Genomic DNA, 23,622 nt, shown 5'->3' on the forward strand with positions numbered 1-23,622 from the left:
AGTCATGGCCCTCGACATTCACGCTCACCGCATCCTGATCCTCGATTTCGGTTCCCAGTACACCCAGCTGATCGCCCGCCGCGTGCGCGAAATCGGCGTGTACTGCGAGCTGCATCCGTTCGACATGGACGATGAAGCGATCCGCGAATTCAACCCGCGTGGCATCATCCTCGCCGGCGGCCCCGAGTCGGTCCACGAAGCCAACAGCCCACGCGCCCCGCAGGCGGTGTTCGACCTGAACGTACCGGTACTGGGCATCTGCTACGGCATGCAGACCATGGCCGAACAGATGGGCGGCAAGGTCGAAGGTTCCGACCTGCGTGAGTTCGGTTATGCCCGCGTTGACGTGGTCGGCAAGAGCCGCCTGCTCGATGGCATCGAAGACCACATCGACGCCGACGGCGTGCTGGGCCTGGACGTGTGGATGAGCCACGGCGACAAGGTCACCCAGATGCCGGGCAACTTCCACGTGCTGGCCAGCACCCCGAGCTGCCCGATCGCCGGCATGTTCGACGACGCGCGCGGCTACTACGGCGTGCAGTTCCACCCGGAAGTGACCCACACCAAGCAGGGCGGTCGCATCCTGTCCCGCTTCGTGCAGGACATCTGCGGCTGTGAAGCCCTGTGGACCCCGTCCAACATCGTCGAAGACGCCATTGCCCAGGTGCGTGAGCAGGTCGGTTCGGCCAACGTCCTGCTGGGCCTGTCCGGCGGCGTCGACAGCTCGGTGGTTGCTGCGCTGCTGCACCGCGCCATCGGCGACCAGCTGACCTGCGTATTCGTCGACAACGGCCTGCTGCGCCTGCACGAAGGCGACCAGGTGATGGCCATGTTCAAGGAGAACATGGGCGTCAAGGTCATCCGTGCCGACGCTGAAAAGCAGTTCCTCGACAACCTGGCCGGCGAAGCCGACCCGGAGAAGAAGCGCAAGATCATCGGCCGCACCTTCATCGACGTGTTCGATGCCGAAGCCAGCAAACTGGAAAACATCCAGTTCCTCGCCCAGGGCACCATCTACCCGGACGTGATCGAGTCGGCTGGCGCCAAGAGCGGCAAGGCCCACGTGATCAAGTCGCACCACAACGTTGGTGGCCTGCCGGAGGAAATGAACCTCAAGCTGGTCGAGCCGCTGCGTGAACTGTTCAAGGACGAAGTGCGCAAGATCGGCCTGGAGCTGGGCCTGCCGTACGACATGGTCTACCGCCACCCGTTCCCAGGCCCGGGCCTGGGCGTGCGCATCCTCGGTGAAGTGAAGAAGGAATACGCCGACATCCTGCGTCGCGCCGACCACATCTTCATCGAAGAGCTGCGCAAGGCCGACTGGTACCACAAGACCAGCCAGGCATTCGTGGTGTTCCAGCCGGTCAAGTCGGTGGGTGTCGTTGGCGACGGCCGTCGCTACGCCTGGGTCGTGGCCCTGCGTGCCGTCGAGACCGTGGACTTCATGACCGCGCGCTGGGCGCACCTGCCGTACGAGCTGCTGGAAACCGTCAGCGGCCGTATCATCAACGAAATCGACGGTATCTCGCGCGTGACCTACGACGTTTCGAGCAAGCCGCCGGCCACTATCGAGTGGGAATAAGTTGAGCCACAAGGGCGCCGCAAGGCGCCCTTGTTGTATCTGCCCTCTGTATCGGCCTGTTCGCGGGCGCGCCCGCTCCCACAGGTAAAGCGCAGCTTTCAAATGCTGTGGTGTCCTTGTGGGAGCGGGCTTGCCCGCGAAGAGGCCAGCGCAGGCAAAAACGAGACTTCACTTAATCTTTCCCATTTGCAGGTGTATCGTATTCGCCCTTCATCGCCAGCCATGCTGGCAGCTTGATTGCGCAGAACACGAGGTACCCGCACCGATGTCCTTCACCCGTCGACAAATGCTCAAGGGCCTGACCGGCCTGGTTGTGGTTGGCCTGGGCGCCGGTGGCGCAGCGCGTTACTGGCTGGGCAAGGTCGAAGACGACAACGCCGGCCACGACTACGAGCTCATCGCCGCCCCTCTGGACGTCGAGTTGGTGCCTGGGCACAAGACCGAGGCCTGGGCCTTCGGCCCGTCGGCACCGGGTACCGAACTGCGCGTACGCCAGGGCACCTGGCTGCGGGTGCGCTTCATCAACCACCTGCCGGTCGAAACCACCATCCACTGGCACGGCATCCGCCTGCCGCTGGAAATGGACGGCGTGCCTTATGTGTCGCAGCTGCCGGTCAAGCCGGGCGAGTACTTCGACTACAAGTTCCGCGTGCCGGACGCCGGCAGCTACTGGTACCACCCGCACGTCAGCAGCTCCGAGGAACTGGGGCGGGGCCTGGTCGGCCCGCTGATTGTCGAGGAGCGCGAGCCGACCGGCTTTCAGCATGAGCGCACGCTCAGCCTGAAGAACTGGCACGTGGACGAGCAGGGCGCCTGGTTGCCTTTCAGCATTCCGCGTGAGGCCGCGCGCAACGGCACCGCCGGGCGCCTGATCACCATCAATGGCCAGGCCGATTCGGTCACCGAACTGCCAGCCGGCCAGGTGGTGCGGGTGCGTCTGCTGAACCTCGATAACACCTGGACCTACCGCATCAACCTCAAGGGCAACTGCGAGGCAAGAATCTATGCCCTGGACGGCAACCCGGTAACCCCGCGCCCATTGGACGATGACTACTGGCTCGGCCCAGGCATGCGTATCTGCCTGGCTATCCGTATTCCCGAGGCGGGCGAGGAAATCTCCCTGCGCGACGGCTTCGTGCGCCTGGGCACCTTGCGTTCGGTGGCCAGCAACGACGCGCCGAGCGACTGGCCACCGGCGCTGCCGCCCAACCCGATCGCCGAGCCGGACCTGGAGAATGCCGAGAAGCTGAACTTCAATTTCGAGTGGGCGGCGAAAGTCTCGGTCACTTCGGACCAGGACAGGCCGTCGAGCATGTGGCAGATCAACGGCCAGGCCTGGGATATCACCGACAAGACCTGCGCCGAGCGGCCGATCGCCACGCTGAAGCAGGGCAAGAGCTACATCTTCGAGCTGAAGAACATGACCCAGTACCAGCACCCGATCCACCTGCACGGCATGAGCTTCAAGGTGATCGGCTCCAACCGCCATGACATCAAGGAACCGTGGTTCACCGACACCTACCTGCTGGGCAAGAACGAGCGCGCCCAGGTGGCGCTGGTGGCGGATAACCCGGGCACCTGGATGTTCCACTGCCACGTCATCGACCACATGGAAACCGGCCTGATGGCCGCGATCGCGGTGGTCTGATGCGCCCGCAGATCATCGATCGCAGCCGTGATCAGGAATTCATGCGCCTGGCCCTGACCCTGGCCGCCGAAGGCGCGGCAATGGGGGAGGTGCCAGTGGGCGCGGTGCTGGTGCAGCATGGGCAGGTGATCGGGCAGGGCTTCAACCGGCCGATCATCGACAGTGACCCCAGTGCGCATGCCGAGATGGTGGCCATTCGCGCGGCAGCGAAATCCGCCAGTAACTACCGGCTGCCCGGCAGCACCCTGTACGTGACCCTGGAGCCGTGCAGCATGTGTGCGGGGTTGATCGTGCATTCGCGGGTGATGCGGGTGGTGTACGGCGCGCTGGAGCCCAAGGCGGGGATCGTGCAGAGTCAGGGGAAGTTCTTCGGGCAGGGCTTCCTCAACCACCGGGTGATGGTGGAGGGCGGGGTACTGGCGGAGGAGTGCGGGCAGATCCTCAGTGACTTCTTCAAGGCTCGCCGGGCCAAGTCTTGACCTGTACCGGCCCCTTCGCGGGTAAACCCGCTCCTACAGGAATACCACTATCTTCAAAACCAGTGATGTACCTGTGGGAGCGGGTTTACCCGCGAAGAGGCCGGTACAGGCCTACATCGGCGGCGACTGCTCCGCCGGCTTGTCCTTGTTCACCCCGGGCACATGCAGGCTGCCCTCGGCCACCTGGCCTTCGAGCTGCGGTTGGGTCACCCAGGTGAGGATGTCGTAGTAGCGGCGGATGTTGGCCACGAAATGCACCGGTTCGCCGCCCCGGGCATACCCATACTTGGTCTGCCGATACCACTGCTTCTGCGATAGCCGCGGCAGCATCTTCTTCACGTCCAGCCACTTGTTCGGGTTGAGCTTCTCGCGCCTGGCCAGGGTGCGGGCGTCTTCCAGGTGGCCGGTGCCGACGTTGTAGGCGGCCAGGGCGAACCAGGTGCGGTCCGGTTCCTGGATGCTGTCGTCGAGCTCTTCCTTGATCTTCATGAAGTATTTGGCGCCGCCCTGGATGCTCTGCTTCGGGTCCAGGCGGTTGGACACGCCCATGGCCTGGGCGGTGCGCTGGGTCAGCATCATCAGGCCGCGCACACCGGTCTTGGAGGTGACCTCGGGCTGCCACATCGATTCCTGGTAGCCGATGGCGGCCAGCAGGCGCCAGTCCACCTGCTCGACCTTGGCGTAGCTCTTGAAGTGCTTCTCGTACTTGGGCAGGCGCTGCTGCAGGTGCTGGGCAAAGGTATAGGCACCCACATAGCCCAGTACGTCGACATGGCCGTAGTAGCGGTCCTTCAGGCGTTGCAGGGTGCCGTTCTTCTGCGCCTTGTCGAGGAACTCGTTGACCTCGTTGAGCAGGCTGTTGTCATCACCGGCCGCCACCGCCCAGCGTTGGTCGCGGGTGTCGCCCAGGTCGAAGGCAACCCGCACGTTGGGGAAGTACACCTGGTTCATCGCCAGCTCGTTGGAGTCGACCAGGGTCAGGTCGATCTGCCCTTCGTCGACCATGCGCAGCAGGTCGACCACCTCGACGGCGTCGGATTCTTCGTATTCCAGGCCCGGGTACTGCTTTTTCAGCTCGGCCAGCTGGTCGGCGTGGCTGCTGCCCTTGAGCACCATGATCTTCTTGCCGACCAGGCCCTTGGCATCGGTGGGCCGCGTGCGGCCGTTGCGGTAGATGACCTGTGGGGTCACTTCCAGGTAAGGGTGGGAGTACTTCACCTGGGCCTTGCGCCGTTCGCTGGTGACCAGGCCGGCCGCCGCCAGCACCGGGCCGGAGGGTTTGCCGAGGCTATCGTACAACTCGTCGAGGTTATCGGCGGTCTCGATCTGCAGCTTCACGCCGAGATCCTCGGCGAAATGCTGGACCAGCTCGTACTCGAAGCCGGTTTCGCCGTTGCGGTCCTGGAAATAGGTGGCCGGGCTGTTGCGGGTGATCACGCGCAGCACGCCATCCTCCTTCACGCGCTCGAGAGTGCTGGGTTTTTCAACGCAGGCACCGAGCAACAGAAAGAGTCCGGTTGCGAAAAGCCATCTGGCGCAACGCTGGCGCAAAGCAGTGTGGGCGAACATAGGTTGCAGTATACGCAAAGGACTGGCCCAACCATATCTCGACAACTGTTAGCTTGTCTGGTAGCGGGTTCTGTGGTGTGGGTGCCTGCCTATGGAGGTTTGGCGCCTGTGAGATCGAGCGCCGCCCGCGCGGCGCTCGATCTCACAGGCGCCGGACCGGCAACGACGAACACCTGAATTTCTGACCCGAAAGTCCGGTTCCGCCGCCCGGCAGCCGTGGCTTAGAGCGGGTGCCGAAACCCTTTGAATTAGGCTAGAATGCACGGCCTCTAAGCACACCCCTTCCTGAGGCTGTCCCGACGATGTTGATCCTGCGCGGCGCTCCTGCCCTTTCTGCCTTTCGCCACGGTAAATTACTCGAGCAACTGAGCCAGAAAGTTCCCGCTGTTACTGGTTTGTATGCCGAATTCGCCCACTTCGCCGATGTCGACGGCGAGCTGACCGCCGACCAGCAGCAGGTGCTGGGCCGTCTGCTCAAGTACGGCCCGAGCGTGCCGGTACAGGAGCCGAGCGGCCGCCTGTTCCTGGTCGTGCCGCGCCTGGGCACCATTTCGCCCTGGGCCAGCAAGGCCAGCGACATTGCCCACAACTGCGGCCTGCAGTCGATCCAGCGCCTGGAGCGCGGTATCGCCTACTACGTTGCCGGCAGCCTGAGCGAAGCCGACGCCGAACTGATCGCCGCCGAGCTGCACGACCGCATGACCCAGCGCGTGCTCGGCCAGCTGGAGCAGGCCGCTGACCTGTTCAGCCATGCCCAGCCAAAGCCGATGACCTCGGTGGACATCCTCGCCGGTGGCCGTGACGCCCTGGCCAAGGCCAACATCGACCTGGGCCTGGCCCTGGCCGAAGACGAGATCGACTACCTGGTCAACGCCTTCCAGGGTCTCAAGCGCAACCCGAACGACATCGAACTGATGATGTTCGCCCAGGCCAACTCCGAGCACTGCCGCCACAAGATCTTCAACGCCAGTTGGGACATCGACGGCCAGGCTCAGGAAAAGAGCCTGTTCGGCATGATCAAGAACACCTACCAGATGCACAACGAAGGTGTGCTGTCTGCGTACAAGGACAACGCCTCGGTGATCGTCGGCAACGTTGCCGGCCGTTTCTTCCCGAACCCTGAAACCCGCCAGTACGGTGCGGTACAGGAGCCGGTGCACATCCTGATGAAGGTGGAAACCCACAACCACCCGACCGCCATTGCCCCGTTCTCCGGCGCCTCCACCGGCTCCGGCGGCGAAATCCGCGACGAAGGCGCGACCGGCCGTGGTGCCAAGCCCAAGGCCGGCCTGACCGGCTTCACCGTGTCCAACCTGCGTATCCCGGGCTTCGAACAGCCGTGGGAGCAGGCCTACGGCAAGCCTGAGCGCATCGTCGACGCCCTCGACATCATGATCGAAGGCCCGCTGGGTGGCGCTGCGTTCAACAACGAATTCGGTCGCCCGGCCCTGACCGGTTACTTCCGTACCTTCGAGCAGGCCATCAACACCCCGCACGGTGAAGAAGTGCGCGGCTACCACAAGCCGATCATGCTGGCCGGTGGCATGGGCAACATCCGTGAAGACCACGTGCAGAAGGGTGAGATCACTGTCGGCGCCAAGCTGATCGTGCTCGGTGGCCCGGCCATGCTGATCGGCCTGGGCGGCGGCGCCGCTTCGTCGGTGGCGACCGGTGCCAGCTCGGCTGACCTGGACTTTGCTTCGGTACAGCGCGAAAACCCGGAAATGGAGCGCCGTTGCCAGGAGGTCATCGACCGCTGCTGGCAGCTGGGCGACAAGAACCCGATCGCCTTCATCCACGACGTCGGCGCCGGCGGTATCTCCAACGCCTTCCCTGAGCTGGTCAACGACGGTGGCCGTGGTGGCCGCTTCGAGCTGCGCAACGTGCCCAACGACGAGCCGGGCATGGCCCCGCACGAAATCTGGAGCAACGAATCGCAAGAACGTTACGTGCTGGCCGTCAGCGCCGTCGACTTCGAGCGCTTCAAGGCCATCTGCGAACGTGAGCGTTGCCCGTTTGCCGTAGTGGGTGAAGCGACTGAAGAGCAACACCTGACCGTAAGCGACAGCCACTTCGGCAACACGCCGGTAGACATGCCGCTCGATGTGCTGCTGGGCAAGCCACCACGCATGCACCGTTCGGTTACCCGCGAAGCCGAGCTGGGCGATGACTTCGACCCGAGCAAGCTGGACCTGGACAACGCCGTTCAGCGCGTCCTCAGCCACCCGGCCGTGGCCAGCAAGAGCTTCCTGATCACCATCGGCGACCGCACCATCACCGGCCTGGTCGCTCGTGACCAGATGGTCGGCCCGTGGCAGGTACCGGTGGCCGACTGCGCCGTCACCGCCACCAGCTTCGACGTCTACACCGGTGAAGCCATGGCCATGGGCGAGCGTACCCCGCTGGCGCTGCTGGATGCCCCGGCGTCCGGCCGCATGGCCATTGGCGAGACACTGACCAACCTGGCCGCTGCACGCATCGAGAAGCTGTCCGACATCAAACTGTCGGCCAACTGGATGTCCGCTGCCGGCCACCCAGGTGAAGACGCCCGCCTGTACGACACCGTCAAGGCTGTCGGCATGGAGCTGTGCCCGGAGCTGGGCATCACCATTCCGGTCGGCAAAGACTCGATGTCGATGAAGACCAAGTGGAGCGACGAGGGCGTCGAGAAGAGCGTCACCTCGCCAATGTCGCTGATCATCACCGGCTTCGCTCCGGTCACCGACATCCGCAAGACCCTGACCCCGCAACTGCGCATGGACAAGGGTGAAACCGACCTGATCCTGATCGACCTGGGCCGTGGCAAGAACCGCATGGGCGCCTCGATCCTGGCCCAGACCTACGGCAAGATCGCTGCCCAGGCACCGGACGTCGACGATGCCGAAGACCTCAAGGCCTTCTTCGCCGTGATCCAGGGCCTGAACGCCGACGGTCACCTGCTGGCCTACCACGACCGTTCCGACGGCGGCCTGGTTACCACCGTGCTGGAAATGGCCTTCGCCGGTCACTGCGGCCTCGACCTGCACCTCGACCCGCTGACCGACAGCCGTGGCGACGTACCGGCCATCCTCTTCAACGAAGAGCTGGGCGCGGTCATCCAGGTTCGCCAGGATGCCACTCCGGACGTGCTGGCACAGTTCAGCGCCGCTGGCCTGGGTGAGTGCGTCGCGGTGATCGGCAAGCCGATCAACAACGGTGAAGTGTCCATCAGCCTGAACGGCGAAGTGCTGTTCGACGACGACCGCCGCATGCTGCAGCGCCAGTGGGCCGAGACCAGCTACCAGATCCAGCGCCTGCGTGACAACGCCGACTGCGCCGACCAGGAATTCGACCTGCTGCTCGAAGAGGACAACCCGGGCCTGTCGGTCAAGCTGGGCTTCGACGTCAACGACGACATCGCCGCGCCGTACATCAAGAAGGGTGTGCGCCCGCAAGTGGCCATCCTGCGCGAGCAGGGCGTCAACGGCCAGGTCGAGATGGCTGCCGCCTTCGACCGCGCCGGCTTCGCTGCCATCGACGTGCACATGAGCGATATCCTCGCCGGCCGTGTCGACTTCGAAGCCTTCAAGGGCCTGGTCGCCTGCGGTGGCTTCTCCTACGGTGACGTGCTGGGTGCCGGTGAAGGCTGGGCCAAGTCGGCCCTGTTCAACAGCCGCGCCCGTGATGCCTTCCAGGCCTTCTTCGAGCGTACCGACAGCTTCGCCCTGGGCGTGTGCAACGGTTGCCAGATGATGTCCAACCTGCACGAGCTGATCCCGGGCACCGAGCACTGGCCGCACTTCGTGCGCAACCGCTCGGAGCAGTTCGAGGCGCGCGTGGCCATGGTCGAAGTGCAGAAGTCCAACTCGATCTTCCTGCAGGGCATGGCCGGTTCGCGCATGCCGATCGCCATCGCCCACGGTGAAGGCCATGCCGAGTTCGCCAGCGAAGAAGCACTGCTGGCAGCCGACCTGTCCGGTTGCGTGGCCCTGCGCTACGTCGACAACCACGGCAAGGTCACCGAAGCCTACCCGGCCAACCCGAACGGCTCGCCGCGTGGTATCACCGGCCTCACCAGCCGCGACGGCCGCGTGACCATCATGATGCCGCACCCGGAGCGTATGTTCCGTGCCGTGCAGAACTCCTGGCGCCCGGATGAGTGGCAGGAAGATGCCGCGCTGATGCGTATGTTCCGCAACGCACGGGTGTGGGTGAACTAAGGCGTGTACAAGCTCGCCTTCTTCGTCCCCGCCAGCCACGTCGAAGTGGTCAAGGCCGCTGTGTTCGCCGCTGGTGGCGGGCGCATCGGCGACTATGACCACTGCGCCTGGCAAACCCTGGGCCAGGGCCAGTTTCGCCCGTTGGACGGCAGCCAGCCGTTCCTCGGGCAGGCCGGTCAGGTCGAGGTGGTGGAGGAGTGGAAGGTGGAGCTGGTGGTGGCTGACGAGCTGATTGTCCAGGTCGTCGCTGCGCTCAAGCAGAGCCACCCGTACGAGACGCCAGCCTACGAAGTCTGGCGGCTCGCCGAGTTCTAGACCGCATCAAGGCAATTCGCGGGTAAACCCGCTCCCACAGGGATCGCACAACCCTCGAATATTGTGCGATCCCTGTGGGAGCGGGTTTACCCGCGAAGAGGCCTTACAATCCAGGCACAATCTCCTTGCCCTGCCCGGGCCGCTTCAGCCACCCACAAGCCAGCAACCCCACCTCGAACAGCACCCACATCGGCACCGCCAGCATCGTCTGCGAAAACACATCCGGCGGCGTCAGGATCATCCCCACCACAAAGCAGCCGACGATCACGTAGGGCCTGCTGCGCCGCAACGTGGCCACATCGGCCAACCCCACCCAGACCACGATAAACGTCGCCACCGGGATCTCGAACGCCAGCCCGAACGCCAGGAACAGCGCCAGGATAAAGTCCAGGTACTGGCTGATATCGGTCATCATCGCCACGCCCTCCGGCGTCACGCTGGCGAAGAAGCCGAACATCATCGGGAACACCAGGAAGAACGCGAAGGCCATGCCGGCATAGAACAGCACGATGCTCGACACCAGTAGCGGAAGGGCAATGCGCCGTTCGCGGCGGTACAGCCCCGGCGCCAGAAAGCCCCAGGCCTGGTGCAGCAGCAGCGGCATGGCCACGAACAGTGCGCACATCGCGGTCAGCTTGAACGGCGTCAGGAACGGCGAAGTGACGCTGGTGGCGATCATGCTCGCGCCTTCCGGCAAGAAGCGCCGCAGCGGTTCGGAAATCAGCGTGTACAACGTCTGGGCGAAGGGGAACAGCCCGGCGAACACCAGCGCCACCAGTGCCAGGCAACGCACCAGTCGTTTGCGCAGGTCGCGCAGGTGTTCGGTCAGCGGCATGCTCGCCGCCGGGTCCATGGCAATACTCATGAAGCGTTTTCCTTGGGGGAAGTAACCGTAGCCGCATCATTGGCCGGCTCCGCGTTCAGGGTGATGCCCTGGCGGATCTCCTGTTCCAGGCGCTGCAAAGGCGCACTGTCGAGATTGGGTAGCTCGACAGCGCGCAGGTCGATCTCCCGCTCCACCTGCGTGCGCAAGGCGTGCATGGCCCGGCGCGCCTGGCCCAGGCCACGGCCAAGCGTGCGCGCCGCCACCGGCAGACGTTCCGGGCCCAGCACCAGTAGCGCGACGATGCCGACCAGCAGCAACTCGCTGAAGCCTACCTCGAACATCAGGCCTGACGATCCGCTTGAGGCTGTTGCGTGGCCTGGCCAGCCAGCGGGGCCTGCTGCTGTACGTGCGCCTGGCCAGGGGCGTTGGCGTCATTGTCGCCGCCCATGGACTTGCGAAAGCCCTGGATCGCCTCGCCCACATCGCTACCCAGGCCCTTGAGGCGCCTGGTACCAAACAGCAGGAATACGATCAGCAGTACGATCACCAGTTGCCAGATTCCAATGCCACCCATTGCGACCACTCCTGTAAGGTCATGAAAAGGAAGGGCAATCCTGCCTCGCGTAGATGACGTGCACATGACGAACGGTCACTGCCATCTACCTGCAACACCTGGCGTGTTGACTGGCGTCTTTATTCGGCGACAGAGGCAGGCAGGATGGGTGGCAGGCAACAGCGGGGCGTGGCCCTGCTGATGGTGATGGTGGTGCTGGCGATGCTGGCGGCGGGCATGGCCTGGCTGGTGGAAGATGGCCGGCGCCAGGTCGAAGACGTGCGCCTGTTGCACCAGCGGGTGCAAGCGCGGGCGATGGAACAGGCCGGCCTGGCCTATGCCGGGCAGGCCCTGCGTGACCCCAGTTGGCGGCTTAGCCCGCTGTTCTGGCAGGCCTTGCGCGGGCAGCCGCTGAACTATGATTTTGGCGCTGGCCAGGCGCAGTTGCTGGTGCGCGACCAGCACACCTGCTTCAACGTCAATGCGCTGCTCGGCGCTGATGGCGAGCGTGCCGCGCGCCAGTTGCGTTATCTGCTGGGTGACGACATGGCTGCCGAGCGCCTGGTCGATGCCTTGGCTGACTGGCTCGATGCCGACAGCGATGCCCGCCTGCAGGGCGCCGAAAGCGCCCAGTATTTGCGCCAGCAACCACCGCGCCTGGCGGCCAACCAGCCGATGCTCGATACCAGCGAGCTGAACCTGTTACTCGAGCCGGACGCCAGCCGCCAGAGCCGTTACCCGATGCTGTGTGCCTTGCCGCAGACCACTGGTTGGCGGCTGAATGCCAATGCCCTGGGGCTGGAGCATCTGCCGTTGCTGGAGGCGCTGTATGAAGGGCGTTATCCGCGCTCGTTGCTCAGCCGCATTATCGGCGGCCGGCCGGCGTCGGGGTATGTGGATGCAGCTGCGTTACGCCAGGCGCTGGGGGCAGTGGATGACGAAACCTTCGAACGGTTGAGCGAAGGGCTGCTGTTGAACAGTGGGTATTTCCTGTTGCAGCTGTCGTTCGCGGAGGAAGGGCGGGTGATACGCAGCGAGTTCCAGGTGGAGGCGCTGGGGGTGGTGCAATGGCATGCCCGGGTGCCGGCGCAGCAGGTGCGGGTGCGCAGCCGCGAGCCGATGGCCTGGTAAAGCTTTAAATAGCCGGGGCCGCAAAGCGGCCCCTGTACGCCGATCTAATCTCCCCGCTATCTGGTCTTGCGTTTACCGGCATCTGCTTGCCACCGGTATACCAAGGGGGCGCGACAGCCCCTCTGGACTGTAAAAACAAGTCTAATTACGGTTAATCATATGAAAGAGATCTTCAGGCGGTCTGCCTCGAATGGTCGATATAGATGCTTCGAAGGCTCCTCTTTCGAGATAAAGCTGGGTTGAGATTTGGGCGGCCAAAGCGAGGCCGATGCTATTTGTCGCATGGTGTGTTACATAAGCAGCTGTAACGCCGGCGGCAAAATTTTCGACGCGGTTAACCACTGTGGTGGATAAGGGTTCCAGCACTTCGGGGCTATTAATGATATTGTTTCCTATCGTTGCAGCAAACTCGAGGTCATCAATGTGTAGAGAAATATGAGGTGAGTCCGGTGCTGGTGTTTGTCCGGTTCTATGTAAGTTTATTCGTAAACTTGAGCTTTGCCAGTTGCTGCCTCCGATACGTAGCTGTGGTCTATCTACAGAAAGAGTTGGAAGCTGACCGGTCAGCCAATTTACTCCCCGCTTCAGCCATTCCCACCATTGTCCACTTGGGTCATTCCGGTTGATGGGATCGTTCTGGCAATAGCAGTAGCCGTTAGGCCCGCCCTTGCGAAATGGAGACTGAGTATCAGGTTGGAGAAATCGCCCTGATCTGGGGCTGTAGAATCGGTGTCCATTGCCGAGTGCATAACAGTCCAGCATTCTATCAAGCCGCTGCCCGCTGAAGGCAACAAGATGTGCTGATGGAGCTGTGTGCAGGAAACCATAGGGTGAATAGTTCTGCTGCGTGCTGCCAGGAATACCGCGCAATGCGGTGTTTGCATTGTCAGACTGCAAGATTTGACTGGTTGTTCTTTTTGTATCCAGTTCTGCTAATGCAATACCATTGGCCCAGAGCAGGTGACGTGTGCTGTCACTTGCTTGGCAAACCAATTGGTCGCCTTGAAAGAAAAAGTTTTTCCTTTTTGGCTGGAGCGTTGTTAGTTGCATATGCTTGGGCCGCGGAGTCGTAGGTGGTGGAATGATTTTCTACAGACTGGCGGCTGTCTACTGGCAGAATTATCAGGTGGCCGTTCCTACAAAGGATTGCATAACCTCTATAGGAACAGCCTTATGTCGCGATAGGGCCGCAAAGCGACTCTTGTGGGAAGATCGGTCAGACAGTCCCGATCTCCCCACCATCGATACGCTGAATCACCACCGTCGCAGCCCGCGGCCTTACCGTGGTGCCTGCCGGGGTGGCATCGGTGGCCTTGTCGGTATACGGCCAGTTACCCGGGTGCTGGATGTTGACGAACAGTGTCTTGTTGTCCGGGGTAAAGGTAATCCCGGTCACTTCGCACTCGTTCGGCCCGACGAAGAAGCGGCGCAGGTCCACCTGGTTCTGCGCGTTCACCGGCACCTGCTTGCCGCTGGCATCCACCAGCTGGGTAGGGATCACCGCCAGCAATTGGTCGTTGGTGTAGTCGGTCACGGTGCTCTCGCCGTTGTCGGTCTCGAACCACAGCACGCCACGGCTATCGAAGCTCATGCCGTCCGGGCTGGCGAACTGGTTCAGTTCGGTCAGGCCGGAGCGGTTGATGTCGGCGGTGCCGGCAGCGTTGGCGCCGAACACGAAGATGTCCCAGGTGAAGCTCAGGTGGTCGTCGCTGTCGTGCCAGCGGATGATGTGGCCGTGACGGTTCGGGCCGCGCGGGTTGGCTGCATCGGCCTTTTCTGGCGTGCGCGCGCTGTTGTTGGTCAGGGTCAGGTACACGTCGCCGTTGAGCGGGTTGACCGTGGTCCACTCCGGGCGGTCCATCGGCGTTGCGCCCACGGCATCGGCGGCACCACGGGTGTTGAGGATGATGCCCGGCAGGTCGCCAAACAGCGCGCCCAGGGTGCTACCGCCAGTGGTGGCGGTGGCCACGTCCAGCAACAGCCATACACCCGTGCCGTCGGCATTGAAGCGGGCCACGTACAGCTTGCCCTGGTCGAGGTACTTGGCGCCGGTGGCCAGGCGGTCGGCCGGGTTGGCGTCGGCGGCGTCCCACACGGCGGTGGACACCCACTTGTACAGGTACTCGTTGTTCGAGTCGTCACCCATGTACCACACCAGCGGCTTGCCGGCGACGGGCAGGCCTGGGGCGCAGCCTTCGTGGCGGAAGCGGCCCAGCGCGGTGCGCTTGGTGGCCAGGGTGCTGCTGTTGTACGGGTCGATTTCAACGATGTAGCCGTAGGTGCTGGCTTCGTTGCGGTAGTCGTCGGTGGCGCTGGCGCCTTTGACGGTGACATCGAAACGGGCGAACTCGTCGGCCACCTCGCTGCTGTCACCGGCTGCGGTTTCCCACTTGTACTGGCCGCTGGAAGTGCCCACGCCAATGCGGCGCTGGTCTTCGGGGCGGGTGCCCTTGTTGACGAAGATGCCTGGCCAGTTCTCTTCACAGGTCAGGTAGGTGCCCCACGGGGTGTAGCCGTTGCCGCAGTTGTTGTTGGTGCCGCGGCAGTGGGTACCGGCGGTGGAATACTTGGTCTTGACATGGTCGGTACCCCGCAGCGGGCCGGTGATTTCCATGCGCGAAGCGGTAGTGAAGCGGCGGTTGAGCGGGTCGTTGTCGACCACCTGCCAGCGGCCACCGATTTTCTGCAGGCGCACCACGCCGGCGCCGTGGGCGTTGATTTCCTTGCGCACCTCCTCGGCCGGGCGCTTGCCGTTGACATCGGTGGTCGGGCCGGCAGGGTGCAGGGCGGCGGTGTCGATGTACTCGAAGTTGATCGCCAGCAGGCCGTCTTCGGAGCTGCCGTTGATGGGGAAGAAGTGCATGCCGTCATGGTGCATGCCCATGGCGTTGGCCTGGTCGGTCGAGGTGTTGCTGCCGTCGGGCTTCCACGGGTTGCCGTTGCTGTTGATCGGCGTGCCCCAGGGCGCCAGCACGTAGGCGCTGTAGCCGGCGGCAACCACGCAGGCGTCGGTGCGCGAGCCCGGGATGGACTGGAAGCCCAGTGCCAGTTTCGGCACTTCCGGCTCAGTCACGGGTGGCTCGGTGACCGGATCATCGTGATCGGAGCCACCACCGTCGAAGCAGCCTGTCAGGCCGGTACCGGCAATCATGGCGATGGCGGCGCCCAGGCTGCCGCGCATCACACTGCGGCGGCTCAGGTAAGCATCCATGACGTTGGCCATCGGCAGGTTGCCGCTTTGGTTCCGGTCCAGGTTGTCGCCGGTATCTCGACTCATCAGGGTGTCCTTATGTTGGCTGAGTTAGAGGAAACCGCGACTTTAGTGCGCAAATATGATGATTCATTGGCAGAAATGTTAAGGGGGTTTTAAAACAACTCGCTCTTAGAAGCATGGCCTACAGATCCATTTGGAATGACTGTCGGATTTCTGCCATCAAACTGTAATGCCAACGCCGCAACATCCGGGTCCCTGAATGAACATGGATAAGGATGGCAGGTTCGATGGCAAGCAGTGTGCACAGGCGCGAAGTGATTGGCTGGATGGGTGTCGGTGCCTTGGCACCGTTGCTCGGCGCCTGCTCCGCCTTCCCTGGCCAGCAGGGCGGCAACGCCCGCCTCGACCTGCTGTACGTGGCCGATACCCTCGATGCCCGCCAGCCTGGCCAGGCCGTGGTGCCGGCCACCCGCCTGGGGCCGGTCAGCCACCTGGGCCGCGCCCCATGGATGACTGGCAGCAGCGCCAGTATCGCCTACCCGCGACTGGCGCCACTGCTCGATGCCAGCCAGGCTGCATCTGCCCAACTGGGCGGCTACGCGGTGCTGGCGGCGTTGCTGGAGCAATTGCGCGGCGAGGCTGGGGCGGGCAACAGCCTGACCCTGGAAAACGGCCAAGGCTGGAATGGCAGTGGCCTGGCTTACCTGACCCAGGGCGAAAGCGGCCTGCAGGGCAGCCAGCTGCTGGGCATCGAAGCACGGGTCAGCAGCGACGAGCGCGTGCTGTGGCCACAGCGCAGCCCGGCGCTGTATCGCCAGGCTACCGCCGTTACCCTGGGCGCCGGGCTGGCGGACACGCAACGTCAGGCGTTGGGCCTGGAAGCCTTGCACATCTTCGAACGCGGCGGCGCACGTATTGCCGTGGTCGGCGTGACCGACCCCTACGCCCAGGACCAGAAAGCCTCTCTTAAACAGTGGTACCAGTCATTGCAGCCAGTGTTCGAACAGGCCCGGCGCGAGGCCGACCTGGTGGTGGCCATGGCCGATGTCGGTACCGGGCCGGGCCTGTGGCTGGCCGAGCGGGTGCCGCAGATCGACGTGCTGCTGTGCGCTCGTGGCCAGGACCTGTGGCCGGCGCCGGTCGAGGTGAGCCAGGCCAGCGGCCGCCGCGTGCCGGTGCTGTTCGCCGGGTGCCGGGGCAGCGGCGCCTTTCGCCTGCGCTGCCAGCGCGTGGCCGGGCTGTGGCAGTTCGACGGGCGTTTCTTCCCGGCCTTTGAACAACAGCTGGCACCCGCCGCACAGCAGCGTGTCGGGGCATTGCAGGCAGAACTGCGCCAGCAGCGCGCCGGCCATGCGGCCTGGCTCGACCAACCGCTGGCCCGCGCGCCCCAGGCGCTGTGGCGCCGCGACACCCGCGGCGGCAGTTGGGACCGCCTGCTGCATCAGGCCCTGGCCGACGACAGCAGCATGCCAGTGCTGCTGCCGGGCCTGCGTTATGACTACCCGCTGCCCGCCGGGGCGGCCATCACCCGTGAACACCTGATCAGTCTCACCGGTGGCTACCCGGCACCGGTGGTCGAAGCGCCGGCCCGGCAGGTCGAGCAAGTGCTGGAAAACGCCGCGGAGCAACTGTTCGGCGACCCGCTGCTGCTGGACAACAGCCAGGACCTGCCGCGCTGGCAGGGCCAGGCCTGGCGTGTCAGCTACAGCCCGCAAGGCAAGCGCATCAGTGGCCTGGAGCCGGTGCAGGGCCTGTGCCGCACCTTTGGCCTGCAATTCGAAACCCAGGCTGGCGAGCCGCTGTGGCAACGGGTCGAAGCCTGGCTCGCCCGGCAGCCGGCCGACTGGCAACTGGTGCCGCTGCAACTGCCCGAAGTGCGCTACGTACAGGGGCACCCGGGCTGGCACCCAAGGCAGCTGGCCTCGTGATGCTCGCCTCGCGCCTGCTGACTGGCGCCGGCCTGACCCTGGCCGGCTGGCTGGCCGCCCAGTGCGTGCTGCAACTGGGCCGCCAGCCGCAACCGGCCACTGCGCCCGCAGCGGCCAACAAGCCGCTGCCTGGCTTGATGGTCGGCCATTGGCAGGTACCCGTCGACGACGGTGCCATCGCCATCACCCACTTGCCGCTGCAATACCTCGGCGGCCTCAAGGCCCAGCCGCTGGCTTCCAGCGTGGTAGTGCTGCGCTATGGCGAGCAGGTGCGCACTTTGGCCCGCGGCCAGCGCCTGGCGCCAGGGATCGTGCTGCAGGACATCGACAGCGATGGCCTGATTTTCAACAACCAGGGGCGGCGTGAGCGCCTGCCCTGGCCGCCACGCCCCGCCGTGACCGGCTTCAAGCGGCAAGGATGAACGATGCTTGTTAGATATTGCGTGGCGACCGTGCTGAGCCTGACCCTGTCCATGGCCTGTGCCGAAGAGCCGGTGTTCGATGACAACGGCACGCCCCTGTACGAGGTCAACTTCGTCGACACCGAACTGGGCGAGTTCATCGATAGCGTGTCGCGCATCACCGGGACCACCTTCATTGTCGACCCCCGAGTCAAGGGCAAGGTCACCGTGCGCACCGTCGACCTGCACGACGCCGATGCCATCTACGACATCTTCCTGGCCCAGTTGCGCGCCCAGGGCTACGCCACTGTCGACCTGCCCAACGGCAGCGTGAAGATCGTTCCCGACCAGGCCGCTCGCCTGGAACCCGTGCCGGTGGAGGCCGGAGGGCAGCAGGGGGAAGGCAGCGACAGCGTGGCTACTCGGGTATTCAATGTGCGCAACGCCGCCAGCGAGCAGGTGCTGGGCATTCTCAAGCCTCTGATCGACCCTCGGGTCGGTGTGATCACACCTTACCCGGCGGCGCACCAGTTGGTCGTTACCGACTGGCGCAGCAACCTGGAACGTATCGCCAGCTTGCTGCGCCAGCTCGACCGCCCCCAGGAGACACCCGGCAACGGCAGTACTCAGGTCATCTACCTGCGGCATGCCAATGCTGGCGAAGTGGTCAAGGTGTTGCGCGGGCTCAGCCAGGAAGGCATGGCGCCCGCTGAAGGTGCGGGCGAAGGCGAGGGCAAGGACCGGCTCGTGGTGGCTGCTGCCGGCGGCTCGGGCATCCGCCTGGAATACGAAGAAGGCACCAACGCCGTGGTCATGGTCGGCCCCGACAGCGAGCTGGCCGCCTACCGCGCCATCGTCGAGCAGCTGGACATTCGCCGTGCCCAGGTCGTGGTGGAAGCGATCATCGCCGAGGTGTCCGACAGCAGCGCCCAGGAACTGGGTGTGCAGTGGCTGTTCGCCGACGAGAAGTTCGGTGCCGGCATTGTCAATTTCGGCAGCAACGGGGTGAACATCGCCAACATCGCCGGGGCCGCCGCCAGTGGCGACAACGAGGCCCTGAGCGACCTGTTGTCCAGCACCACCGGCGCCATGGCGGGTATCGGCCATTTCGGTGGCGGTTTCAACTTCGCCATGCTGGTCAATGCGCTGAAGGGCAAGAGCGGCTTCAACCTGCTGTCCACGCCCACCCTGCTGACCCTGGACAACGCCGAGGCGTCGATCCTGGTTGGCCAGGAGGTGCCCTTCGTCACCGGTTCGGTGACGCAGAGCAACGCCAACCCGTACCAGACCATCGAGCGCAAGGAGGTCGGGGTGAAGCTGCGCATCAAGCCGCAGATCAACATCGACAACAGCGTGCGCCTGGATATTGTCCAGGAGGTGTCATCGATTGCCGAGTCAACCGCTGCCAGCGACGTGATCACCAACAAGCGCGAGATCAAGACCAAGGTCATGGTCGAGGACAACGGCCTGGTGATCCTCGGCGGCCTGATCAGCGACGAACTGAGCACCAGCGACCAGCGCGTGCCGCTGCTAGGCGATATCCCTTACCTGGGCCGGCTGTTCCGCTCCGACGCCACCAAGAACACCAAGCAGAACCTGATGGTGTTCATTCGCCCGCGCATCCTGCGTGACGGGCCGAGCCTGGCCGGGCTCAGCGAAGCCAAGTACCGCACCTTGCAGCAGACCACGCCGCTGCAATTGCCTGACCTGGCTGATGCACAAGGTGCTACGCCGCTGCTGCAAGTGTTTCCCTCCAGCCGCGCACGGCTGGAAGGCGGTACCTGGTGATGCTGCCTTATCGCCAGGCACGGCAGAGCGGGGTGGCCATGGCCCCGGCGGAGCAGGGCTGGCAGCTGTGGCTGCGGCGCGACGCCGACAGTGCCCAGTTGCAGGAGCTGTTGCGCGTGCACGGCCAGCCCAGCCTGCTCGAATACCTGGAGCCTGCGCTGTTCGACGAACGCCTTGGCCAGCTGTACCAGGCTGGTGATGCCGCCACCGAGGCGCTGATCGAAGGCATCGGTGACCAGGTCGACCTGGACAGCCTGATGAGCGAAATGCCGCGCATCGAGGACCTGCTGGAAAGCGACGACGAAGCTCCGGTAATCCGCCTGATCAACGGCCTGTTCGGCCAGGCCCTGCGCCTGCGCGCCTCGGACATTCATATAGAAACCTTCGAGCAGAGCCTGGTGGTGCGCCTGCGGGTCGATGGTCACCTGCGCGAAGTGTTGCGCCCACCGCGTGCACTGTCGGCCATGCTGGTGTCGCGGATCAAGGTCATGGCGCGCCTGGACATCGCCGAAAAGCGCCAGCCCCAGGATGGCCGTATCACCCTGCGTGCGGCGGGGCGTGAAGTGGATGTGCGCGTTTCGACCCTGCCCGGCATCCATGGCGAGCGGGTGGTGATGCGTGTGCTCGACAAGCAGGCCAGCCTTTTGGCGCTAGGCAACCTGGGCATGCCGGCAGCGGTGTTGCAGGGCCTGCGCAGCTGCCTGGCGCGGCCCAACGGCATCGTGCTATCCACGGGGCCGACCGGTTCGGGCAAGACCACTACCTTGTACGCCAGCCTCAACAGCCTCAACGACGGCAGCCGCAATATCCTCACCGTCGAGGACCCGGTGGAATACGCCATCGCCGGCATCGGCCAGACCGCCATCAACCCGCGTGCCGGGCTGACCTTCGCCAGTGGCCTGCGCGCCATCCTGCGCCAGGACCCGGACGTGATCATGCTCGGCGAAATCCGCGACCAGGAGACCGCGCAGATCGCCGTGCAGGCCAGCCTCACCGGCCACCTGGTGTTATCCACACTGCACACCAACAGTGCGGTGGGCGCGGTGACCCGCCTGCGTGACATGGGCGTCGAGCCGTTCCTGATCGCCTCGTGCCTGCGCGGCGTACTGGCCCAGCGCCTGGTGCGGCGCTTGTGCAGTTGCGCCGTGGCGCACCCACTGCAACCGGCGGAACGTGACCTGTGGCCCGAGCTGGCGGCACTGGGCAGCAGCTACCACGCAGTGGGCTGCGAGCAGTGCCAGGGCAGCGGTTATGTCGGGCGCCTGGGCCTGTATGAATTCATCGAACTGGACGCCGGGCTGATCGGCCTGCTGTACGACGGCGCCAGTGAACTGGCCATGCAGGACTACCTGGCCGAACGCCGGCAGAGCCTGGTGGCGATGGCCAGCGGCTGCCTGGCCCGTGGCGAGACCAGTTTTGCCGAAGTACTGCGTGTGGTGCAGGGCTGAGCCATGCCGACCTATCGCTACCAGGCCGTCGATCTCGCCGGCAAGCCCCACAAGGCCAGCTTGCAGGCCGACAGCGAACGTCATGCCCGTCAGTTGTTGCGCGAGCAGGGCCTGTTCGCTCGCCGGTTGCAGCGTCACGAAGCCGGCACCCGGCAACCCCGGCGCCAGCGCCTGAGCCGCGCCCAGCTGTGCGAACTGACTCGTCAGCTGGCCACCCTGACCGGTGCCGGCATCCCTCTGGTCGACGCCCTGGCTACCCTGGAACGGCAACTGCGCCAGCCCGCCCTGCACAGTGTGCTGGTGGCCTTGCGCGGCTCGTTGGCCGAAGGCCTGGGCCTGGCCCGCAGCCTGGCCCGTCAGGGGGCACCGTTCACCGGCCTGTATTGCGCGCTGGTCGAGGCCGGCGAGCGCTCCGGGCGCCTGGCCCAGGTGCTGACCCGCCTCGCCGACCACCTGGAGCAGGTACAACGACAACAGCACAAGGCACGTACCGCGCTGATCTACCCCACCGTTTTGATGGGGGTATCACTCGCCGTGGTAGTAGGCCTGATGACCTTCGTCGTGCCCAAGCTCACCGAACAGTTCGCCCACGCCGGGCAGAGCCTGCCGCTCATTACATCGCTGCTGATCGGTCTGAGCCAAGGGCTGGTGCAGGCCGGGCCCTGGCTGTTGGCGCTGGCCCTGCTGCTCGGCGTGCTCGGCGGCTGGTTGTTGCGCAAGCCGTACTGGTGCCTGCGCCGCGACCAGTTGCTGCTACGTCTGCCACACATTGGCAGCCTGCTGCAGGTGCTGGAAAGCGCGCGCCTGGCACGCAGCCTGGCGATTCTCAGCGGCAGCGGTGTGGCCCTGCTCGAAGCCCTGCAAGTGGCCACTGAAACTGTCGGCAACCGGCGTATCCGTCTGGCCATGGAGCAGGTGCGCCAGCAGGTGCAGGGCGGCACCAGCCTGCACCGCGCGCTGGATGCCAGCCAGCAATTCCCGCCGCTGCTGGTGAACATGGTCGGCAGCGGTGAGGCCAGCGGCACCCTGGCCGACATGCTCGAGCGCGTGGCCGACGACCAGGAGCGCGGCTTTGCCCGCCAGGTCGATACCGCCATGGCGCTGTTCGAACCCCTGATGATCCTGGTGATGGGCGCCGTGGTGCTGTTCATCGTGCTGGCGGTGCTGCTGCCGATCATGCAACTCAACCAGGGCCTGCAACTGTGACGACAAGGAGTACTGCCATGCAGCATCGACGTAACCGCCAGCGCGGTTTCACCCTCATGGAAATCATGGTGGTGATCTTCATCATCGGCTTGCTGATCGCCGTGGTTGCGCCCAGCGTGCTGGGCAACCAGGACAAGGCCATGAAGCAGAAGGTGATGGCCGACCTGGCCACCCTAGAGCAGGCGCTGGACATGTATCGCCTGGACAACCTGCGTTTCCCCAGCAGCGAACAGGGCCTGGCCGCGCTGGTGAAAAAGCCGGCCCAGGAACCGCTGCCACGGGCCTGGCGCAGTGACGGCTACGTGCGCCGCCTGCCGGAAGACCCGTGGGGCACCCCATACCAGTACCGCATGCCCGGCGAACATGGCCGGGTCGACGTGTACTCGCTGGGCGCCGATGGCCAGCCGGGCGGCGAAGGCCAGGATGCCGACCTGGGTAACTGGGAGCTGTAACGGGTGCGTTGTCAGCGGGGCTTCAGCCTGATCGAGTTGCTGGTGGTGCTGGCCATCGCCGGGCTGATGACCGGGCTGGCGGTGGCTGGGTTCGGCAACAGCCAGGCCAGTGTCGATCAGGCCCTGCAACGGCTGGCGACCGAGACCCGGGCACAGGCCGCGCTGGCCCGGCATGCCGGGCAACTGCGCGGGCTGCGCTGGAATGGCCAGCGCCCGGAGTTCGTCCGGCGCGAGGGCAATGGCTGGGTGGTCGAAGCCGTCGCCCTCGGCGACTGGCCCAAGGGCCTGCACCCGGACTGGCCGGCCAGCCCGCAGCCGCGCCTGCTGTTCACCCCGCATGGCTGGGCGCAACCGGGCAATGTGCGCTGGCGCTGGGCCGATGGCAGCCAGCAATGGGCCTGGAGCCGCGCTGGCCGCTTGCAGGTGGTGGTTGCCCCATGAAGCAGCATCAGCGTGGCTTCACCCTGCTGGAAGTGACCGTGGCCCTGGCGATCGCCGCAGTGCTGGCGGTGATCACCAGCCAGGTTCTGCGCCAGCGCCTGGCGGTGCAGGACAACCTGCAACAGCACCGCCTTGGCCTGCTGTGTGCGCGCGAACTGCAAACCCGCTTTGCCGTCGAGCAGTACTGGCCAGCTGCAAACCAGGTTGGCGGTGAACTGAGCCAGGGTGGCCAGCGCTGCCACTGGCAACTGCAACTGCGCCGCACCGGCGTACGCGACCTGCGCCGTGGCGAACTGCTGCTGTTCGCCGACCGCGACCAGCGCCTGCCGCTGGGCCAGTACACCGTATTCCTGGAGCGGCCATGAGTTACAGAAATCCTGAAGCTTGTGCGGTCCCTGTGGGGGCGGGTTTACCCGCGAAGCAGGCACCGCGGTGTGTGGCA

The 23,622-nt window shown here is 64.8% G+C and carries 20 protein-coding genes; 14 read left to right on the forward strand and 6 right to left on the reverse strand.

What is annotated here, in order from left to right; genetic code table 11:
* The first annotated feature begins 4 nt into the window (after positions 1–4).
* The 3 genes from guaA (at position 5) to tadA (ending at position 3,709) form a co-directional block, all read left to right on the forward strand.
* Positions 5–1,582 carry a glutamine-hydrolyzing GMP synthase gene (guaA, locus tag MKK04_RS05150; protein WP_013971139.1) on the forward strand — a complete coding sequence of 526 codons (1,578 nt, stop codon included), beginning with the start codon at positions 5–7 and terminating at the stop codon, positions 1,580–1,582.
* A gap of 265 nt (positions 1,583–1,847) precedes the next feature.
* Complete coding sequence (locus MKK04_RS05155; RefSeq protein WP_241106313.1) at positions 1,848–3,230, forward strand: multicopper oxidase family protein; 1,383 nt, start codon at positions 1,848–1,850, stop codon at positions 3,228–3,230.
* Positions 3,230–3,709, forward strand: a complete 480-nt coding sequence (gene tadA, locus MKK04_RS05160; RefSeq protein WP_241106314.1) for a tRNA adenosine(34) deaminase TadA — start codon at positions 3,230–3,232, stop codon at positions 3,707–3,709. The genes MKK04_RS05155 and tadA overlap by 1 nt, the downstream gene beginning before the upstream one ends.
* 111 nt (positions 3,710–3,820) lie before the next feature.
* Here tadA and mltF read toward each other — a convergent pair whose 3' ends face one another.
* Entirely contained in the window at positions 3,821–5,278 is a 1,458-nt protein-coding gene (gene mltF / locus MKK04_RS05165; RefSeq protein ID WP_063911429.1) for a membrane-bound lytic murein transglycosylase MltF, read from the reverse strand.
* A gap of 302 nt (positions 5,279–5,580) precedes the next feature.
* On the opposite strand from mltF, the gene purL reads away from it, so the two are divergent.
* Together purL and MKK04_RS05175 are read left to right on the forward strand one after the other, a co-directional pair.
* Positions 5,581–9,477 (forward strand): phosphoribosylformylglycinamidine synthase, encoded by a 3,897-nt coding sequence (gene purL / locus MKK04_RS05170; RefSeq protein ID WP_063911430.1) that lies wholly within the window; start codon positions 5,581–5,583, stop codon positions 9,475–9,477.
* Positions 9,478–9,480: 3 nt separating this feature from the next.
* Positions 9,481–9,792 carry an NGG1p interacting factor NIF3 gene (locus MKK04_RS05175; RefSeq protein WP_241106315.1) on the forward strand — a complete coding sequence of 104 codons (312 nt, stop codon included), beginning with the start codon at positions 9,481–9,483 and terminating at the stop codon, positions 9,790–9,792.
* A gap of 103 nt (positions 9,793–9,895) precedes the next feature.
* On the opposite strand, the gene tatC is transcribed toward MKK04_RS05175, so the two are convergent.
* The 3 genes from tatC to tatA are packed head-to-tail and all read right to left on the reverse strand — an operon-like array spanning position 9,896 to position 11,192.
* A complete protein-coding gene (gene tatC / locus MKK04_RS05180) occupies positions 9,896–10,657 on the reverse strand; it encodes a twin-arginine translocase subunit TatC (RefSeq protein WP_207835805.1) in 762 nt (253 codons plus the stop codon).
* Positions 10,654–10,959, reverse strand: a complete 306-nt coding sequence (gene tatB / locus MKK04_RS05185; protein ID WP_241106316.1) for a Sec-independent protein translocase protein TatB — start codon at positions 10,957–10,959, stop codon at positions 10,654–10,656. The genes tatC and tatB overlap by 4 nt, the downstream gene beginning before the upstream one ends.
* Positions 10,959–11,192: a twin-arginine translocase TatA/TatE family subunit gene (gene tatA, locus MKK04_RS05190; RefSeq protein WP_233693909.1), complete on the reverse strand. Its 234-nt coding sequence runs from the start codon at positions 11,190–11,192 to the stop codon at positions 10,959–10,961. Before tatA ends, tatB begins: the two co-directional genes overlap by 1 nt.
* Positions 11,193–11,336: 144 nt before the next feature.
* On the opposite strand from tatA, the gene gspK reads away from it, so the two are divergent.
* Complete coding sequence (gene gspK / locus MKK04_RS05195) at positions 11,337–12,302, forward strand: type II secretion system minor pseudopilin GspK (protein ID WP_241106317.1); 966 nt, start codon at positions 11,337–11,339, stop codon at positions 12,300–12,302.
* A 141-nt stretch (positions 12,303–12,443) separates the two neighbouring features.
* Here gspK and MKK04_RS05200 read toward each other — a convergent pair whose 3' ends face one another.
* The gene (locus tag MKK04_RS05200; protein WP_233687227.1) at positions 12,444–13,352 is read right to left on the reverse strand and encodes an RHS repeat-associated core domain-containing protein; all 909 of its coding nucleotides are present in this window, start codon (positions 13,350–13,352) and stop codon (positions 12,444–12,446) included.
* A 166-nt stretch (positions 13,353–13,518) separates the two neighbouring features.
* The gene (locus MKK04_RS05205) at positions 13,519–15,579 is read right to left on the reverse strand and encodes a PhoX family protein (RefSeq protein WP_233693911.1); all 2,061 of its coding nucleotides are present in this window, start codon (positions 15,577–15,579) and stop codon (positions 13,519–13,521) included.
* Positions 15,580–15,803: 224 nt separating this feature from the next.
* Here MKK04_RS05205 and MKK04_RS05210 point away from each other — a divergent pair, with 224 nt between their 5' ends.
* From MKK04_RS05210 to MKK04_RS05245, 8 genes are read left to right on the forward strand one after another with little or no spacing between them, the layout of a single operon-like run.
* Positions 15,804–17,444, forward strand: coding sequence for a lipoprotein UxpA (locus MKK04_RS05210; protein WP_207835753.1), 1,641 nt, complete (start codon positions 15,804–15,806; stop codon positions 17,442–17,444).
* Complete coding sequence (locus MKK04_RS05215; RefSeq protein WP_207835750.1) at positions 17,441–17,866, forward strand: pilus assembly protein PilZ; 426 nt, start codon at positions 17,441–17,443, stop codon at positions 17,864–17,866. The genes MKK04_RS05210 and MKK04_RS05215 overlap by 4 nt, the downstream gene beginning before the upstream one ends.
* Positions 17,867–17,869: 3 nt before the next feature.
* Positions 17,870–19,633 (forward strand): type II secretion system secretin GspD, encoded by a 1,764-nt coding sequence (gspD, locus tag MKK04_RS05220; protein WP_241106318.1) that lies wholly within the window; start codon positions 17,870–17,872, stop codon positions 19,631–19,633.
* On the forward strand, positions 19,633–21,081 hold the full coding sequence (locus tag MKK04_RS05225) for a GspE/PulE family protein (protein WP_241106788.1): 1,449 nt from the start codon (positions 19,633–19,635) through the stop codon (positions 21,079–21,081). The genes gspD and MKK04_RS05225 overlap by 1 nt, the downstream gene beginning before the upstream one ends.
* 3 nt (positions 21,082–21,084) lie before the next feature.
* Positions 21,085–22,287, forward strand: coding sequence for a type II secretion system inner membrane protein GspF (gene gspF, locus MKK04_RS05230; protein WP_063911441.1), 1,203 nt, complete (start codon positions 21,085–21,087; stop codon positions 22,285–22,287).
* A 17-nt stretch (positions 22,288–22,304) separates the two neighbouring features.
* Positions 22,305–22,739, forward strand: a complete 435-nt coding sequence (gspG, locus tag MKK04_RS05235) for a type II secretion system major pseudopilin GspG (RefSeq protein WP_063911442.1) — start codon at positions 22,305–22,307, stop codon at positions 22,737–22,739.
* Positions 22,740–22,742: 3 nt separating this feature from the next.
* Positions 22,743–23,180, forward strand: coding sequence for a type II secretion system minor pseudopilin GspH (gene gspH, locus MKK04_RS05240; RefSeq protein WP_207835719.1), 438 nt, complete (start codon positions 22,743–22,745; stop codon positions 23,178–23,180).
* A complete protein-coding gene (locus MKK04_RS05245; protein WP_207835703.1) occupies positions 23,177–23,545 on the forward strand; it encodes a type II secretion system protein GspI in 369 nt (122 codons plus the stop codon). Before gspH ends, MKK04_RS05245 begins: the two co-directional genes overlap by 4 nt.
* Positions 23,546–23,622 lie beyond the last annotated feature (77 nt).

It is taken from the genome of Pseudomonas sp. LS.1a (assembly GCF_022533585.1).
Lineage (GTDB): Bacteria > Pseudomonadota > Gammaproteobacteria > Pseudomonadales > Pseudomonadaceae > Aquipseudomonas.

Excerpts from the sequence above, each read along its gene's own strand:
- MKK04_RS05210 (WP_207835753.1), top strand. The coding sequence starts at position 15,804 with ATGGCAAGCAGTGTGCACAGGCGCGAAGTGATTGGCTGGATGGGTGTC.
- mltF (WP_063911429.1), bottom strand. The coding sequence starts at position 5,278 with ATGTTCGCCCACACTGCTTTGCGCCAGCGTTGCGCCAGATGGCTTTTC.
- tatB (WP_241106316.1), bottom strand. The coding sequence starts at position 10,959 with ATGTTCGAGGTAGGCTTCAGCGAGTTGCTGCTGGTCGGCATCGTCGCG.
- MKK04_RS05245 (WP_207835703.1), top strand. The coding sequence starts at position 23,177 with ATGAAGCAGCATCAGCGTGGCTTCACCCTGCTGGAAGTGACCGTGGCC.
- tatC (WP_207835805.1), bottom strand. The coding sequence starts at position 10,657 with ATGAGTATTGCCATGGACCCGGCGGCGAGCATGCCGCTGACCGAACAC.
- tadA (WP_241106314.1), top strand. The coding sequence starts at position 3,230 with ATGCGCCCGCAGATCATCGATCGCAGCCGTGATCAGGAATTCATGCGC.
- gspG (WP_063911442.1), top strand. The coding sequence starts at position 22,305 with ATGCAGCATCGACGTAACCGCCAGCGCGGTTTCACCCTCATGGAAATC.
- MKK04_RS05200 (WP_233687227.1), bottom strand. The coding sequence starts at position 13,352 with ATGCAACTAACAACGCTCCAGCCAAAAAGGAAAAACTTTTTCTTTCAA.
- MKK04_RS05205 (WP_233693911.1), bottom strand. The coding sequence starts at position 15,579 with ATGAGTCGAGATACCGGCGACAACCTGGACCGGAACCAAAGCGGCAAC.
- MKK04_RS05155 (WP_241106313.1), top strand. The coding sequence starts at position 1,848 with ATGTCCTTCACCCGTCGACAAATGCTCAAGGGCCTGACCGGCCTGGTT.
- MKK04_RS05225 (WP_241106788.1), top strand. The coding sequence starts at position 19,633 with ATGCTGCCTTATCGCCAGGCACGGCAGAGCGGGGTGGCCATGGCCCCG.
- gspF (WP_063911441.1), top strand. The coding sequence starts at position 21,085 with ATGCCGACCTATCGCTACCAGGCCGTCGATCTCGCCGGCAAGCCCCAC.
- guaA (WP_013971139.1), top strand. The coding sequence starts at position 5 with ATGGCCCTCGACATTCACGCTCACCGCATCCTGATCCTCGATTTCGGT.
- gspK (WP_241106317.1), top strand. The coding sequence starts at position 11,337 with ATGGGTGGCAGGCAACAGCGGGGCGTGGCCCTGCTGATGGTGATGGTG.
- purL (WP_063911430.1), top strand. The coding sequence starts at position 5,581 with ATGTTGATCCTGCGCGGCGCTCCTGCCCTTTCTGCCTTTCGCCACGGT.
- tatA (WP_233693909.1), bottom strand. The coding sequence starts at position 11,192 with ATGGGTGGCATTGGAATCTGGCAACTGGTGATCGTACTGCTGATCGTA.
- gspD (WP_241106318.1), top strand. The coding sequence starts at position 17,870 with ATGCTTGTTAGATATTGCGTGGCGACCGTGCTGAGCCTGACCCTGTCC.